The sequence below is a fragment of the Priestia sp. LL-8 genome, assembly GCF_036227845.1.
Taxonomy (GTDB): Bacteria; Bacillota; Bacilli; order Bacillales; family Bacillaceae_H; genus Priestia; species Priestia zanthoxyli.
The window spans coordinates 4,008,685-4,024,197 of the sequence record NZ_JAZAQH010000001.1 but is presented as its reverse complement, the minus strand read 5'-3'; the positions used below and the strand labels follow the sequence as shown (position 1 = coordinate 4,024,197).

The 15,513-nt window shown below is 39.7% G+C and carries 16 protein-coding genes; all 16 read left to right on the top strand.

The genetic code is table 11. The features are described from left to right. The first annotated feature begins 52 nt into the window (after positions 1-52). The 16 genes from smc (at position 53) to dprA (ending at position 15,446) form a co-directional block, all read left to right on the top strand. Entirely contained in the window at positions 53-3,613 is a 3,561-nt protein-coding gene (gene smc / locus U9R83_RS21020) for a chromosome segregation protein SMC (protein ID WP_328575410.1), read from the top strand. A 25-nt stretch (positions 3,614-3,638) separates the two neighbouring features. Beyond that, complete coding sequence (ftsY, locus tag U9R83_RS21015; protein ID WP_013058902.1) at positions 3,639-4,637, top strand: signal recognition particle-docking protein FtsY; 999 nt, start codon at positions 3,639-3,641, stop codon at positions 4,635-4,637. Positions 4,638-4,910: 273 nt separating this feature from the next. Beyond that, a complete protein-coding gene (locus tag U9R83_RS21010; protein WP_013058901.1) occupies positions 4,911-5,243 on the top strand; it encodes a putative DNA-binding protein in 333 nt (110 codons plus the stop codon). A 12-nt stretch (positions 5,244-5,255) separates the two neighbouring features. Next, positions 5,256-6,599 (top strand): signal recognition particle protein, encoded by a 1,344-nt coding sequence (gene ffh / locus U9R83_RS21005; protein WP_013058900.1) that lies wholly within the window; start codon positions 5,256-5,258, stop codon positions 6,597-6,599. A 136-nt stretch (positions 6,600-6,735) separates the two neighbouring features. After that, positions 6,736-7,008: a 30S ribosomal protein S16 gene (rpsP, locus tag U9R83_RS21000; RefSeq protein ID WP_013058899.1), complete on the top strand. Its 273-nt coding sequence runs from the start codon at positions 6,736-6,738 to the stop codon at positions 7,006-7,008. Positions 7,009-7,019: 11 nt separating this feature from the next. Continuing rightward, the gene (locus tag U9R83_RS20995; protein WP_226701613.1) at positions 7,020-7,250 is read left to right on the top strand and encodes a KH domain-containing protein; all 231 of its coding nucleotides are present in this window, start codon (positions 7,020-7,022) and stop codon (positions 7,248-7,250) included. Between the two features lie 151 nt (positions 7,251-7,401). Next, entirely contained in the window at positions 7,402-7,785 is a 384-nt protein-coding gene (locus tag U9R83_RS20990; RefSeq protein WP_014458417.1) for a YlqD family protein, read from the top strand. Positions 7,786-7,797: 12 nt separating this feature from the next. Beyond that, complete coding sequence (rimM, locus tag U9R83_RS20985) at positions 7,798-8,310, top strand: ribosome maturation factor RimM (RefSeq protein ID WP_014458418.1); 513 nt, start codon at positions 7,798-7,800, stop codon at positions 8,308-8,310. After that, complete coding sequence (gene trmD, locus U9R83_RS20980; protein WP_014458419.1) at positions 8,310-9,050, top strand: tRNA (guanosine(37)-N1)-methyltransferase TrmD; 741 nt, start codon at positions 8,310-8,312, stop codon at positions 9,048-9,050. Before rimM ends, trmD begins: the two co-directional genes overlap by 1 nt. A 161-nt stretch (positions 9,051-9,211) precedes the next feature. Next, a complete protein-coding gene (gene rplS, locus U9R83_RS20975; RefSeq protein WP_013084808.1) occupies positions 9,212-9,556 on the top strand; it encodes a 50S ribosomal protein L19 in 345 nt (114 codons plus the stop codon). Between the two features lie 179 nt (positions 9,557-9,735). Continuing rightward, entirely contained in the window at positions 9,736-10,287 is a 552-nt protein-coding gene (lepB, locus tag U9R83_RS20970; protein WP_014458421.1) for a signal peptidase I, read from the top strand. A 21-nt stretch (positions 10,288-10,308) separates the two neighbouring features. Further along, on the top strand, positions 10,309-11,175 hold the full coding sequence (gene ylqF / locus U9R83_RS20965; protein ID WP_014458422.1) for a ribosome biogenesis GTPase YlqF: 867 nt from the start codon (positions 10,309-10,311) through the stop codon (positions 11,173-11,175). Positions 11,176-11,282: 107 nt separating this feature from the next. Continuing rightward, positions 11,283-12,050, top strand: coding sequence for a ribonuclease HII (locus U9R83_RS20960; RefSeq protein WP_014458423.1), 768 nt, complete (start codon positions 11,283-11,285; stop codon positions 12,048-12,050). A gap of 369 nt (positions 12,051-12,419) precedes the next feature. Next, a complete protein-coding gene (gene sucC / locus U9R83_RS20955) occupies positions 12,420-13,580 on the top strand; it encodes an ADP-forming succinate--CoA ligase subunit beta (protein WP_013058890.1) in 1,161 nt (386 codons plus the stop codon). Between the two features lie 18 nt (positions 13,581-13,598). After that, a complete protein-coding gene (gene sucD, locus U9R83_RS20950; RefSeq protein WP_013058889.1) occupies positions 13,599-14,501 on the top strand; it encodes a succinate--CoA ligase subunit alpha in 903 nt (300 codons plus the stop codon). A 63-nt stretch (positions 14,502-14,564) separates the two neighbouring features. Then, entirely contained in the window at positions 14,565-15,446 is an 882-nt protein-coding gene (gene dprA / locus U9R83_RS20945; protein WP_014458425.1) for a DNA-processing protein DprA, read from the top strand. The last annotated feature ends 67 nt before the right edge of the window (positions 15,447-15,513 follow it).

The following is a 15,513-nucleotide window of genomic DNA, read 5'->3' as shown; positions in this document are numbered from 1 at the left end:
TTATAAAGGGGGATTTGCTATGAAAAGATTACATGTGTGAGGGGGGATTTCTATGTTCCTCAAACGATTAGATATTGCAGGGTTCAAATCGTTTGCAGAAAAAGTATCAATAGATTTTGTGCCAGGTGTAACGGCGGTAGTAGGACCGAATGGAAGCGGAAAAAGCAACATTACGGATGCCATACGCTGGGTGCTTGGAGAACAGTCAGCCAAATCGCTTCGTGGAGGGAAAATGGAGGACATTATTTTCGCAGGAAGCGAATCGCGCCGTGCGGTAAATGTTGCTGACGTAACGCTTACGTTGGAAAATGATGACCAGTTTCTCCCGCTTGACTATCATGAAGTTAGTATTACAAGGCGCGTGTATCGCTCAGGAGACAGTGAGTTTTTTATTAACAACCAGTCGTGCCGCTTGAAAGATATTGTTGATTTATTTATGGATTCAGGACTTGGAAGAGAAGCTTTTTCGATTATTAGTCAAGGAAAAGTAGAAGAAGTGCTAAGCAGTAAATCTGACGAGCGCCGTAAAATTTTTGAAGAAGCAGCAGGTGTATTAAAATACAAAACGCGTAAACGAAAAGCGGAGCTTCGACTTCTCGAAACGCAAGAAAATTTAAATCGAGTGGTAGATATTCTTCATGAAATTGAAGGTCAGTTAGAGCCTTTACAGATTCAATCGTCTATTGCAAAAGATTATTTGCAGAAAAAAGAAGAATTAGAGCACATTGATGTGGCTGTTACGGTATTTGAAGTTGAAGATCTTCATCAGAAATGGGAAAAATTAAAAGCTGAAATGGCTCAGCACGAGCAGCTTGAAGAATCTCTCGCGACGAATATTCGCACGCGTGAAGGAGAAATCCAGACCCTTCGTTTGCACATTCAGCAAATAGATGAACAACTAGACTCTTTACATAAAAAACTACTATATGTGAGTGAAGAAGTAGAAAAGCTAGAAGGCAAAAAAGAAGTATTAAAAGAGCGTAAGAAAAATGCCTTTCAAAATAAGGAGCAGCTGGAACGTTTAGTAAAAGAGTATACTCATAAGCATCAAGAGCTAAGTAAAGCAAAAGACAGGGAAGGAAAAGATCTTGAGCAATCTCAAAAAGAAGTACAGGAGATACGTCTGAAGCTTACTGAGCAGGAACAGCTGTTCAGGCAGTACAGCGAGAATCTAGAAGAAAAACTTGAACAGATGAAAAGCGAGTATTTTGAATTAGCGAACGCTCAAACATCCGCTCGAAATGAAATTTCATTTTTAGAGCAGCAAAAAATGCAAACGTTTGAAAAAGAGCAGCGTTTAACAAAATCCAACGAGCAATACGTAGAACAGCGCCGTGAATTAACGCAGCGAAAAGAAGCGGCGATCAAAAGGCTTGCTCAGTTTCGTCAAGAGCTTCAGCAGGCTGTAAAAGTGTATAAGCAGCAAGGAGAGAAGCTTGAGTCATTAAGGCAAGCCTATCGTAAACAAGAGTCTACGCTTTATCAAGCTTATCAGTACGTGCAGCAGACAAAATCACGAAAAGAAATGCTTGAAGAGATGCAAGAAGACTATGAAGGTTATTTTCACGGTGTAAAAGAAGTATTAAAAGCGCGTGATGTGAAGCTTGCAGGTATTAAAGGTGCCATTGCTGAGCTAATCAATGTCCCAAAAGAGTATGAAACAGCGCTTGAAATTGCGCTTGGAGGAGCAGCTCAGCATATTGTCGTTCAAGACGAACAAAGTGCACGTCAGGCAATTGGCTTTTTGAAACAAAACGGTTACGGAAGAGCTACATTTTTACCACTGACGTCTGTAAAAGACCGTTATGTTCCGGCTCAAACTATTTCTATGCTAGAGAGTCACGAAGCGTATGTGGGAATCGCTTCGTCTCTTGTTAAATACGAAGCTACCTACGACCGAGTTATTAAAAATTTGCTTGGAACCGTTATTGTTGTCAATGATTTAAAAGATGCAAATGAACTTGCCCGTCTTGTGCAGCATCGCTATCGTTTTGTGACCGTTAAAGGAGATGTCGTCAACCCTGGTGGTTCGATGACAGGCGGTTCAATGAAGCAAAAGTCCAACTCTTTGTTAGGTCGTCAGCGTGAAGTGGAAGCCATTACGGCAAAAATAGAAGAGATGGAACAAAAGACGCTGGTGCTCGAGCAAGATGTGAAAGATAAAAAGTCACAGATTGAAGAGCTTCAACAGGAAATTAATAAACAGCAGGCGTTTGTGGAACGCTTGAAAGACAAAGAGCAGGAATCTGACCGAGAAGTAAAGCAAATTGACATCGAAGAAAAAGCAGTGAATGACCGCTTAACCATGTACGATCATGATATTGCTAGCTTTAGACAAGATCAAACAAGCTTGTCCGCTCGAATTGATGAGCTGCATACGAGTTTGCAAGGAAATCAGCAGCAGGCAAATGTATTAGAGAAAAACATTGAAGAGTTAGCTGCACGCAAGCATACACAGCAAACGTCTAAAGAAACGGTTCAACATGAGCTTACAGAAGTAAAAGTGCTTCTTGCGAAAAAAGAACAGTTCCTCACAAATCAGCAAGAAAAATATGAAAGAGTGTGCTTTGAGCTTGATCAAACTATTCAGCGTTTGTCTGAAGCTACAGATGATCTTTCTCTTTTAACGAGTGAAATCACGAGCAATGACTCGGGTGAACTTCAGCTTGAAGAAGCGGCGCATGAGCGGATAAAAGAAAAGACAGAAACGTTACAATTAATGGATGACTGCAGATCAGAGCGGTTGAAAGCCCAGAATAAACTTGAAGACGAAGAGAGGATTGTAAAAGAGCTGCAGCGTCAGTACAAACAAATTACGGATGCTTTAAAAGATGAAGAAGTCAAAATCAATCGAATTGACGTAGAGCTAGACAGCCGTCTGCAGCAGCTGACAGAAGAGTACGAAATTAGCTTTGAAGCAGCAAAAGAAAAATATCCTTTAACATTAGATATTCAAGAAGCGAGGAAAAAAATCAAGCTCATTAAGCTGGCAATTGATGAATTAGGAACCGTAAACTTAGGTTCGATTGAACAATACGAACGCATTTCAGAGCGCTATGAATTTTTAAATACGCAGCGAGCGGACCTTGACGAAGCGAAAAATATCCTGTATCAAGTGATTGAAGAAATGGACGAGGAAATGAAGAAACGTTTTTCTGATACGTTCTCTCGTATCCGCAATGAATTTGGTACAGTGTTCTCTTCCCTATTCGGAGGAGGAAAGGCGGATTTGAAATTAACAGACCCGAAAGATTTATTAAATACAGGGGTAGAAATTGTTGCCCAGCCTCCTGGGAAAAAACTGCAGAATCTAGGGTTGCTGTCAGGCGGCGAGCGTTCGTTAACAGCCATTGCCCTCCTGTTTTCTATTTTGAAAGTACGTCCGGTGCCGTTTTGTGTGCTAGATGAAGTGGAAGCGGCGCTTGATGAAGCAAACGTTCATCGCTTTGCTACGTATTTACGCAAATTTAGTAATCAAACACAGTTCATTGTTATTACTCACCGAAAAGGTACAATGGAAGAAGCTGATGTACTGTACGGTGTGACAATGCAAGAATCTGGCGTATCGAAATTAGTCTCTGTTCGTTTAGAGGAATCAAAGCAATATGTTTAACTCATAGAATGAAAGGATGGTACGAATGAGCTTTTTTAAGAAACTAAAAGAAAAAATTACAATGCAAACCGATTCTGTTACACAAAAATTTAAAGATGGACTATCAAAAACGCGCAATTCTTTTTCAGAACGCGTGAATGATCTAGTGTCTCGCTATCGTCAAGTAGACGAAGAGTTTTTTGAGGAATTAGAAGAAATTTTAATTAGTGCTGATGTCGGTGTGGCTACCGTGTTGGATTTAATTGATGACTTAAAATCGGAAGTGAAACGCCGTAATATTAAGGACCCTCAAGATGTACAGGCTGTCATCTCTGAGAAATTAATTGATATTTATGAATCTGGTGAAGAGCAGATTGGTGAACTGAATATGCAGCAAAATGATTTAACAGTGATTTTGTTTGTAGGGGTAAACGGCGTTGGGAAAACAACAACAATTGGGAAAATTGCGCATAAATTCAAACAAGAAGGCAAAAAAGTCGTAATGGCAGCAGGAGATACGTTCCGTGCCGGTGCGATTGAGCAGTTAGAAGTATGGGGAGAACGCGTTGGTGTTGATGTTATTAAGCAATCTGCAGGTTCTGACCCTGCCGCTGTCATGTATGACGCTGTTCAGTCAGCCAAGGCTCGAAAAGCAGATGTTTTATTATGTGATACAGCAGGGCGCCTTCAAAACAAAGTGAATTTAATGAAAGAATTAGAGAAAGTAAAGCGTGTTATTGAGCGAGAAATTCCTGGTGCTCCTCATGAAGTACTCCTTGTGCTTGATGCGACGACCGGTCAAAACGCTTTGAGTCAGGCTAAAACATTCTCAGAAGCAACGAACGTGACGGGAATTGTGTTAACAAAACTAGATGGTACCGCTAAAGGCGGAATTGTTCTTGCCATTCGAAACGAACTGAAGCTTCCTGTTAAATTCGTTGGACTTGGAGAAAAAGTAGACGATCTTCAGCCGTTTGACACGGAGCAATATATCTATGGGTTATTTGCCAATGCTGTAGAAGAAGAAACAGAAAAAGAGGCGTAATCTAAAAAGAAGCTGGGATATAAGTATCTTAGTTGAAGGAAGATCTGAACGATCAATCGTTCGGATTTTTTTATTAGTAGGGTGGACGCAGGTTTCATATTTAATCGTCTTTAAATTGAAGTAATTTAGTTATGTCTCCATCTCTTTTAAGTGGGAAAATGTGAGGTGTTAAGGAAAAAACTTGACATTCAAACCTAGCCTAGTTAAACTAATAACATGTAAAGGCTTTTCACTTAACAAGGGGGCGGTCAGATGGTTGAAAAGAGCGTGCATATGCTCGAAAAAACAACAAGAATGAATTACTTATTTGACTTCTATCAGGCGCTGCTGACGCCCAAACAAAGAAGTTATATGTCACTTTATTACTTGGATGATTATTCCCTCGGTGAAATAGCGGAAGAATTTGATGTGAGTCGTCAAGCAGTTTATGATAATATAAAACGTACAGAGCAAATGCTTGAACAATATGAGGAAAAGCTATTGTTATTTCAACGGTTTCAAGAGCGTCAATCAATTGTTCAACAACTGAAAGATGAACTTGCAGCCGACTTAAACAAGAATAGTAAGCTTTCTTCTCTTCTTGATTCGCTCGAGAAATTAGATTAGGGGGCGGCGTATATGGCATTTGAAGGATTAGCCGACCGTTTGCAAAGCACACTGCAAAAGTTAAAAGGAAAAGGAAAAGTTAACGAAGCTGATGTTAAAGAAATGATGCGTGAAGTTAGACTTGCCCTTTTAGAAGCCGATGTAAACTTTAAAGTAGTAAAAGACTTTGTTAAGCGCGTAAGCGAACGTGCTGTAGGTCAAGACGTTCTTAAGAGCTTAACGCCTGGACAACAAGTTATTAAGGTTGTACAAGAAGAATTAACTGCACTTATGGGCGGAGAGCAAAGCAAGATTGCAGTAGCTCCAAAAGCTCCAACTGTAATTATGATGGTTGGACTTCAAGGTGCAGGTAAAACAACAACAACCGGTAAACTTGCCAATTTATTACGTAAAAAATATAACCGTAATCCATTGCTTGTAGCAGCAGATATTTATCGTCCGGCAGCTATTAAACAGCTTGAAACACTAGGGAAACAGCTTAGCATGTCTGTTTTTTCATTAGGTGATCAAGTAAGTCCTGTGGAGATTGCGAAACAAGCTATTGCTCATGCGAAAGAAGAGCATCACGATTATGTATTAATTGATACAGCGGGACGTTTGCATGTTGATGAAAATCTAATGGAGGAGTTAGAACAGATCAAAGAGCTTTCTAACCCCGACGAAATTTTCCTTGTTGTCGATGCGATGACGGGTCAAGATGCAGTAAACGTTGCGGATAGCTTTAATAAGCAATTAGGATTAACTGGAGTTGTATTAACGAAACTAGACGGCGATACGCGCGGTGGTGCAGCGCTTTCTATTCGTGCAGTAACCGATACACCAATTAAGTTTGTCGGTCTTGGAGAAAAAATGGATGCTATTGAAGCATTCCATCCAGAGCGTATGGCTTCCCGTATCTTAGGTATGGGTGATGTGCTGACGCTTATCGAAAAGGCCCAGGCAAATGTAGATGCTGAAAAAGCAAAAGAGCTTGAAGCTAAGCTGCGCACGCAGTCATTTACATTTGATGACTTTTTGGATCAACTTGCTCAGGTGCGTCAAATGGGACCGCTTGATGAGCTAATTGGTATGCTTCCTGGCGCCAATAAAGTAAAGGGGCTCAAAAACCTGCAGGTTGATGAAAAGCAAATTAATCATGTAGAAGCAATTATTCGTTCTATGACGAAAGCGGAAAAAACAAACCCTGAAATCATTAATGCAAGTCGAAGAAAGCGTATTGCAAAAGGAAGCGGACGTTCTGTACAAGAAGTCAACCGTTTGCTTAAACAATTTGAAGACATGAAAAAAATGATGAAACAAATGACAAATATGTCAAAAGGCAAGAAAAAGGGTATGAAACTTCCATTCTTTTCATGATAAAACGCTTGATTTGGACTGAAAAACCAAAGAAAATAAAATATTTTTCTAGTGTTAAGAAAAAAACCTTTACAAACATTTTACCTATTTGATATTATATTATCTTGTTGAAACATATTCGGAGGTGCTTTATAAAATGGCAGTAAAAATTCGTTTAAAACGTATGGGAGCTAAAAAATCTCCTTTCTATCGTATCGTAGCAGCAGACTCTCGTTCACCACGTGATGGACGTTACATCGAAGTAGTTGGAACTTACAATCCTGTAGTTCAACCAGCTGAAGTTAAAATCGATGAAGAGCTAGCTCTTAAATGGTTACAAAATGGTGCTAAACCATCTGATACAGTTCGTAACCTTTTCTCTAACGAAGGCATCATGGAAAAATTCCATAATGCTAAATTAGGAAAATAATTTCACTCGAGATGACATCACTAATCGAAACAATTGTAAAGTCGCTTGTTGATTACCCAGCTGATGTTAAAGTGGAGGAACAAGAAGATGAACGTCAAGTGACGTACATCCTTACTGTTCACCAAGAAGATGTCGGCAAAGTAATCGGCAAACAAGGCCGCGTTGCAAAAGCGATTCGAACTGTTGTGAATGCAGCAGCATCACAGCAAGGTAAAAAAGTGTATGTGAAAATTCAAGAGTAATCAAAAAGGGAGAGGGATAACCTCGCCCTTTTTTTATGTTATGATAAGATGAACGTTTTGATCACAGTAAGTCTTTTGCGAGCAAGAAGCAGCTATTTCAATATGCATGTAAAAAGCACAAGGACACTATCTTGAGGGCGGAGGGAACGTTTTGAACATTATTCAAAAAGTGGTTGTGAAACAAGTGTTAACTGAAGCAAGCAAACAAGATCTTGAAAATCGTTTTGTAAACCGCAAGCAGGCGCTTGAAAAAGAAATGGAACAGCTGAAATTTCAGTTAAAGCACATGGAAAAAGCCAATAAAGGTTCTTCTTTATTACATAGTCAATTTGAAAAAGAAAAATCCGCTCGCCTTGAAAAAATTGAAGTGTTGAACTTTCAGCTGACGCAATTAGAAAAGCTTCCTTTAGGGAGCGAACTCGTTGAAACGGAACTGGATGCCTTAGTAGAGGTAAAAATCGGCGATGATTGGGAAAAGATAAAAGAAAGTAAAACAATTATTATAAAAGATAGCAAAGTTGTTGAGATTAGATAGAGGTGAAGAAGCATGAAATGGTTTAAGGTTGGAAAAATTGTGAATACCCATGGTGTAAAAGGAGAAGTTCGTATTGTATCAACTACGGATTTTGCTGATGAGCGCTATGAAAAAGGAAATAAACTTTATATCTTCAAAGAAAAGCAAAGCGAGCCGGTGGAAGTAACGGTAGCAAGCCATCGCAAGCATAAAAATTTTGATCTGCTTACATTCGAAGGCTATCAAAACGTAAATGATGTCGAGCAGTACAAAAACTGCGAAGTGAAAATTCCTGAGGAGCAGCTAACGGATTTAGAAGACGGTGAATTCTATTTCCACGAAATTATTGGCTGTACAGTAAAAACAGAAGACGGAGTAGAGGTAGGAACGGTCAAAGAAATTTTAACGCCGGGAGCTAATGATGTGTGGGTCGTTAAAAAAGGCGGAAAAGAAGTTCTTATTCCTTACATCGACGACGTTGTACAATCTATTGATATAGAGGAAAAAGAGATTGTTATTACAGTAATGGAAGGGTTATTGGACTAATGAAAATTGATGTACTATCGCTATTTCCTTCTATGTTTGACGGTGTTTTTGGCGAATCAATTTTGAAAAAAGCACAGGAAAAAAATGCGGTTGAACTGAATGTGGTTAATTTCCGAGAATATTCTACGAACAAACATCAAAATGTGGACGATTATCCTTACGGCGGAGGTGCTGGAATGGTATTGACGCCGCAGCCTATTTTTGACGCCGTAGAAAAGCTGACTGAAACAGCTAAGAAGCCTCGGGTAGTTTTGCTTTGTCCGCAGGGCGAACGCTATACACAGGCAAAAGCAGAAGAGCTAGCAGCAGAAGAGCATTTAATTTTTATTTGCGGTCATTACGAAGGGTATGATGAACGAATTCGTGAGCAGCTGGTAACTGATGAAATTTCAATTGGTGACTATGTATTAACTGGAGGAGAGCTTGGTGCAATGGTTGTGATCGATAGCGTTGTTCGCCTGCTTCCCGATGTGCTTGGCAATAATCATTCAGCTGTACAAGACTCACACAGCACCGGTTTACTAGAGCACCCCCACTATACGCGTCCTGCTGATTTTAGAGGCTTAACGGTTCCTGAAGTACTTATGTCAGGAAATCATAAAAAAATTGAACAGTGGCGCCAAAAAGAGTCTTTAAAGCGCACGCTGCTTCGAAGACCGGATATGCTTGAAAAGATGGAGCTAACGGAAGAGCAAAAGAAACTAGTAGCTCAATTAAAAGAGGAAAACAACCTTTCATAAATCCATAAAATTTATGCATAAACTCTGTTGCATACGGTATAAGAGTGTGCTAAGATAGATTTTGTGGCTTGGGCAGATGTCTGGTCACCTATAACGATGTTCCGCTGCAATGATTGAAAAGCATTGGTATGAGCGTCTGTTGGAAGGAGTTGAAACACGCGATGCAAAAATTAATCGAAGAGATTACAAAAGAACAATTAAAAACAGATCTTCCTACGTTCCGTCCTGGTGATACTGTACGTGTACACGTAAATATCGTTGAGGGTACTCGTGAACGTGTTCAGGTATTTGAAGGTGTTGTTATTAAGCGTCGTGGCGGTGGTATCAGCGAAACATTTACAGTACGTAAGATTTCTTACGGTGTAGGTGTAGAGCGTACATTCCCACTTCATACGCCAAAAATTGCAAAAATCGAAGTAATGCGCCGCGGTAAAGTACGCCGTGCGAAACTTTATTACCTACGTGAATTACGTGGTAAAGCTGCGCGTATTAAAGAAATTCGATAATAGTAAAGGGGAGCTTGTTTATACAAGCTCCTTTTTTCAAATGTTTTTTTAGAACGATTCGTTCTCTGACAGTAAAAAATAGACGTACAAGTCATCATTTTTTATTCTATTTATTTATTAGGCGTTTCAAACATTATCGTTTAAAATAAAGGTATGACATAAGAGTTGGAGGACTGAAGATGGCTCGAAAGAAAAATGAACTGTGGGAATGGATAAAAGCAATCGCCATTGCTGTACTGTTAGCTGTTGTAATTCGCTATTTTTTGTTTGCACCGATTGTAGTAGATGGACTTTCTATGATGCCTACGCTGCATGACCAAAATCGAATGATTGTAAATAAGTTCTCCTATAAGATTGGTGATCCTGATCGCTTTGATATTATTGTTTTTCATGCTACGGAGGAAAAAGATTACATAAAACGTATTATCGGACTGCCGGGGGATCATATTGAGTATCGAAATGATACGCTGTATGTAAATGGAAAAGCTTATAAAGAGCCCTATTTAGATCAGTATAAAAAAGAAGTGATTGACGGTAATTTAACCGAAGACTTTAAACTAGAAGACGTAACGGGTAAAAAGACTGTGCCAGAAGGCTATTTGTTCGTGATGGGAGACAATCGACGCTACAGTAAAGACAGCCGTCAGATTGGCTTTGTAAGCATGGACAAGGTGCTTGGTAAAACGAGCGCCGTATACTGGCCGATTAAAGAAGCACGTTTTGCAAAGTAAAATATAAAAGGTGAGTAAAATATGACAATTCAATGGTTTCCTGGCCATATGGCCAAGGCCAGAAGACAAGTAACTGAAAAGCTAAAATTGATTGATATTGTATACGAACTGGTTGATGCACGCATTCCGCAATCATCGCGAAATCCGATGATTGACGAGATTATCGTGAACAAACCGAGAATCGTATTGCTGAATAAAGTGGACAAAGCGGATCCGCGCGTTACTCAGCAGTGGTTAGATTATTATAAAGAACAAGGTATTTATGCCTTAGCTATTGATGCACAAGCAGGTAAAGGAATGAAACAAATTGTTTCGTCTTCCAAAGAACTTCTTCAAGAGAAGTTTGACCGCATGCGCGCAAAAGGAGTTAAAAAACCCCGCGCTATCCGTGCGATGATTGTAGGGATTCCTAACGTCGGTAAATCAACGCTGATTAATCGCCTTGCCAGCAAAAAAATCGCCAAGACCGGAGATCGTCCAGGTGTGACGCAGGCACAGCAGTGGATTAAGGTAGGAAATGAGCTAGAGCTGCTTGATACGCCAGGTATTTTGTGGCCTAAGTTTGAAGATGAAACAGTTGGATATAAGCTTGCGACAACGGGTGCTATCAAAGATACCATTTTAAATATGCAAGATGTCGCTGTTTATGCTCTGCGTTTCTTATCTAGCCATTATCCGGAACAGTTAAAGCAGCGTTACGATTTAAGTGAAATCCCTGAAGATATTGTGGAACTGTTTGATGCAATTGGAGCGCGCCGCGGCTGTTTAATGGGTGGCGGCATGGTGGATTATGATAAAACAGCTGAGCTTGTTCTTCGAGAAATTCGAACGGATAAAATTGGCACCTTTACATTTGATGATCCAAATGAAGCTGAACAACAGCTGTAAGCAACACATTGCGAACTGAAACAAAAAACGCCTCTGCCTTTTCAGCATGAGGCGTTTTTTATGTGAAGATGCCGTGTGAAAAAGTTGATATAAAGAAGGTGGAGCTAATGAAAAAGAGTATTAAGGAAATAAAAGAGGAACTAAAGCAAGTGAGAAGCCCGGAAGATGCTTTATTTAAGGCATATGCGCAAGATGAGCGTAAAGGTGTGCAGCAAGTTATTATTCAAAAACAAAGGCAATTTGAAGCTGCTGAGCGCTTGAAGCAACAGTTTGACGAAATGATGACATATGAAAATGAATTATACAGTCAAGGAGCAACTTATATTGCCGGAGTAGACGAAGTAGGAAGAGGACCGTTAGCAGGACCGGTAGTAGCGGCTGCTGTTATTCTGCCTCCTGATTTTTTTCTCCCTGGTCTGACGGATTCAAAGAAGCTATCAGAAGCAAAGCGAGAAGCGTTTTATGAAGAAATTTGTAAAAGCGCTGTTGCTATCGGTATAGGGATTATAGGCGCAGAGGTCATTGATTCTATTAATATTTATGAAGCAACAAAAAAGGCAATGACTGAAGCCATTGAACTGCTAGCTGTTCAGCCTGATGAACTGCTTATTGATGCAATGAAGCTGCCGGTGCCTATTTCGCAGCAGTCAATCATTAAAGGCGATGCTACAAGCATTTCGATTGCTGCAAGTTCTGTTATTGCAAAAGTGACGCGAGATCGAATGATGAAAGAACTTGGTGAACGCTATCCTGCATACGGATTCGAAAAACATATGGGATATGGAACAAAACAACATTTAGAAGCAATTGAACAATATGGAATTTTGCCAGAACATCGCCGATCTTTTGCACCGATAAAAAACCAAGTAAACTAGAACATGATACCCGAGCATATCTCTGCTTTTTAGCGCATGTTTCACATGCGGGATTTTAGGTTCGAAAAGAATATAGCCTATTTAAGTGGAGATATTGCTGCGGGGAAAGTTCGTAAATTATTTCCCTCTCTGTTCGCTTCAGCTATGAAGGTTGATTTACATAATTAACTACACATTTAACTTCCGCAAAGCCTCATCGACTTCATAAGGTATGGTTAAGTACTATCTCCATAAAAATATCAATTTTCTTATTATTTCAATATTTTTCACTAGAATAGTAGACAATTAGACAATTATTTTTATACAATGAAAGCGCAGTCTATTTTGTGCAGTATAGTTTTGTGGTTGATTATGTTAGGAGGATGGGAAATGAATATCCATGAGTATCAAGGAAAAGAACTACTCAGAAAATATGGGGTTGCAGTACCAAACGGTCGAGTAGCTTTTACTGTTGAAGAAGCGGTTGAAGCAGCAAAGGAATTAGGTTCACAAGTATCAGTGGTGAAAGCACAAATCCATGCTGGTGGACGCGGTAAAGCGGGCGGTGTCAAAGTAGCAAAAAACTTAGATGAAGTTCGTACATATGCACAAGATATTTTAGGAAAGACCCTCGTAACACACCAAACAGGCCCTGAAGGAAAAGAAGTTAAGCGCTTGTTAGTTGAAGAGGGATGCGATATTAAGAAAGAATACTATATCGGTTTAGTTCTTGATCGTGCAACGTCTCAAGTTGTATTGATGGGTTCTGAAGAAGGTGGAACTGAAATTGAAGAAGTGGCGGAAAAAACGCCTGAAAAAATCTTTAAAGAATATGTAGATCCTGCGATTGGTTTACAAGCATTCCAAGCTCGCAGACTTGCATTTAATATTAATATTCCAAAAGAATTAGTTGGAAAAGCAGTTAAATTCATGACAGGTTTATATACAGTATTTGTTGAAAAAGACTGCTCAATCGCAGAGATTAATCCTCTAGTTGTAACAGGTGACGGGGACGTTATGGCATTGGATGCGAAGTTAAACTTTGATTCAAATGCGCTGTATCGTCAAAAAGATATTCTTGAATATCGTGACCTTGAAGAGGAAGATGCTAAAGAAATTGAAGCATCTAAATACGACTTAAGCTATATTTCACTAGACGGTAATATCGGTTGTATGGTAAACGGTGCAGGTTTAGCAATGGCAACGATGGATATTATTAAGCATTACGGAGGCGACCCTGCTAACTTCCTGGATGTTGGGGGCGGCGCAACTGCTGAAAAAGTAACAGAAGCATTCAAAATTATTTTATCTGACCAAAATGTAAAAGGTATTTTTGTTAATATTTTCGGTGGGATTATGAAATGTGATGTTATTGCAACAGGTGTTGTTGAAGCAACGAAACAAGTTGGATTAAGCCTTCCATTAGTTGTTCGCTTAGAAGGAACAAACGTTGAACTTGGAAAAGAAATTTTACAAAAATCAGGCTTAAATATCACAGCTGCTGAATCTATGGCAGACGGTGCACAAAAAATCGTTTCACTAGTGAAATAGAAAGGCTGGGGGATAGGAATGAGCGTATTTATTAATCAAGATACAAAAGTAATTGTACAAGGAATTACAGGCGGAGTTGGCCTTTTTCATACACAGCAAATGTTAGAATATGGAACAAAAATTGTTGGTGGCGTAACGCCAGGTAAAGGCGGCTTAGAAGTAGAAGGTGTTCCGGTATTTAATACGGTTGCCGAGGCAAAAGAAAAAACAGGCGCAACGGCTTCTGTTGTATATGTTCCGCCAGCATTCGCAGCTGACTCCATTATTGAAGCAGTTGACGCAGATTTAGATTTAGTTATTTGTATTACGGAAGGTATTCCAGTATTAGACATGGTAAAAGTAAAGCGTTATATGGAAGGAAAACGTACGCGCCTTGTAGGACCTAACTGCCCAGGTGTTATTACACCGGAAGAATGTAAAATTGGAATTATGCCAGGTTACATTCACAAAAAAGGTCACGTAGGTGTAGTTTCACGTTCTGGTACATTAACATATGAAGCTGTTCATCAACTTTCTGAAGCTGGCATTGGCCAATCGACAGCTGTTGGTATCGGTGGTGACCCAGTGAACGGCACGAACTTTATCGACGTATTAAAAGCGTTTAATGAAGATGAAGATACGTATGCAGTAATTATGATTGGTGAAATCGGCGGTACGGCAGAAGAAGAAGCGGCAGAATGGGTAAAAGCAAATATGACAAAACCTGTTGTCGGCTTCATTGGCGGTCAAACAGCACCTCCAGGAAAACGTATGGGCCATGCTGGTGCGATTATTTCAGGTGGTAAAGGGACAGCGTCTGAAAAAATTAAAACAATGAATGAGTGCGGTATCCAAGTAGCGGAAACACCATCTGTTATGGGAGAAACACTTATTAAAGTGTTAAAAGAACAAGGCATTTACGAGCAGTGTAAGACTCATTAATAGAAGACATATAGCCTCCTTTGACCGGGGGCTATTTTGTCCATTTAAAAAGGAGATTGTAGAATGTCTGATTTACGGGAAAAATTAATTCATTTAGCACATTGTCCATCTGTTAATTGGAAACAAATTTTTACGCTACTTCAACAGAATTCTTCATTACAAAATCTCTACGAGTACTCTCCATCACAGCTTCAAAAACTATTGACTCTCTCGATTGAACGTGCTAATCAAATAAAAAAAGATTTGCAAACTATTCCAATACGAGATATTCTAGATAAATATGACGCTGAGAATATTCAATGTGTCACCATCCTAGACGATGAATATCCTGAACTTTTGCGCCATATTTATGATCCGCCTTGGGTATTATTTGCACGAGGAAAGGTTTCTCTTCTACACGCTCCGGCAAGCTTAAGCGTTGTAGGAACAAGGAATCCCACTTCATATGGAACTGCAGCTCTGAATCATATTGTTAAGCCGATGCTGCATGAAGAATTTGTCGTTGTAAGTGGACTGGCCTTAGGGATTGACCAGGCTGCTCATGAACTGGCTATCGCTGAAAAAGCTAAAACGATTGCAGTTTTAGGCGGAGGGTTTTATAATATTTACCCAAGAGGAAACCAAAATTTAGCAAGAGAAATTGCGCAGCATCATTTGCTGCTTTCTGAATATGCCCCGTTTATGAAGCCGACGAAATGGTTTTTCCCTCGCAGAAACAGAATCATTAGCGGATTAACAGGAGGCACGTTGGTGGTGCAAGCAAAAGAAAGAAGTGGATCTTTTATTACCGCCGACCAGGCGCTTCAGCAAGGAAGAGAAGTATTTGCCATACCGGGTTCTATTTTTGAAGAAACATCATGTGGAACGAATAAGTTAATCCAATTAGGGGCAAAACTTGTGCAAAGCGCTGCTGATATTACAGATGAAATGATGTATATAAGATGAATGTTTCAAAGTAGTCATATTCTTGCATGGTATGAAATACTAGTGAGATACGTAGTAAAATCGTATG

What these genes read in the sequence shown, in the direction of transcription:
- smc (WP_328575410.1), top strand. Translation starts at nt 53, where the DNA reads ATGTTCCTCAAACGATTAGATATTGCAGGGTTCAAATCGTTTGCAGAA.
- ftsY (WP_013058902.1), top strand. Translation starts at nt 3,639, where the DNA reads ATGAGCTTTTTTAAGAAACTAAAAGAAAAAATTACAATGCAAACCGAT.
- U9R83_RS21010 (WP_013058901.1), top strand. Translation starts at nt 4,911, where the DNA reads ATGCTCGAAAAAACAACAAGAATGAATTACTTATTTGACTTCTATCAG.
- ffh (WP_013058900.1), top strand. Translation starts at nt 5,256, where the DNA reads ATGGCATTTGAAGGATTAGCCGACCGTTTGCAAAGCACACTGCAAAAG.
- rpsP (WP_013058899.1), top strand. Translation starts at nt 6,736, where the DNA reads ATGGCAGTAAAAATTCGTTTAAAACGTATGGGAGCTAAAAAATCTCCT.
- U9R83_RS20995 (WP_226701613.1), top strand. Translation starts at nt 7,020, where the DNA reads ATGACATCACTAATCGAAACAATTGTAAAGTCGCTTGTTGATTACCCA.
- rimM (WP_014458418.1), top strand. Translation starts at nt 7,798, where the DNA reads ATGAAATGGTTTAAGGTTGGAAAAATTGTGAATACCCATGGTGTAAAA.
- trmD (WP_014458419.1), top strand. Translation starts at nt 8,310, where the DNA reads ATGAAAATTGATGTACTATCGCTATTTCCTTCTATGTTTGACGGTGTT.
- rplS (WP_013084808.1), top strand. Translation starts at nt 9,212, where the DNA reads ATGCAAAAATTAATCGAAGAGATTACAAAAGAACAATTAAAAACAGAT.
- lepB (WP_014458421.1), top strand. Translation starts at nt 9,736, where the DNA reads ATGGCTCGAAAGAAAAATGAACTGTGGGAATGGATAAAAGCAATCGCC.
- ylqF (WP_014458422.1), top strand. Translation starts at nt 10,309, where the DNA reads ATGACAATTCAATGGTTTCCTGGCCATATGGCCAAGGCCAGAAGACAA.
- U9R83_RS20960 (WP_014458423.1), top strand. Translation starts at nt 11,283, where the DNA reads ATGAAAAAGAGTATTAAGGAAATAAAAGAGGAACTAAAGCAAGTGAGA.
- sucC (WP_013058890.1), top strand. Translation starts at nt 12,420, where the DNA reads ATGAATATCCATGAGTATCAAGGAAAAGAACTACTCAGAAAATATGGG.
- sucD (WP_013058889.1), top strand. Translation starts at nt 13,599, where the DNA reads ATGAGCGTATTTATTAATCAAGATACAAAAGTAATTGTACAAGGAATT.
- dprA (WP_014458425.1), top strand. Translation starts at nt 14,565, where the DNA reads ATGTCTGATTTACGGGAAAAATTAATTCATTTAGCACATTGTCCATCT.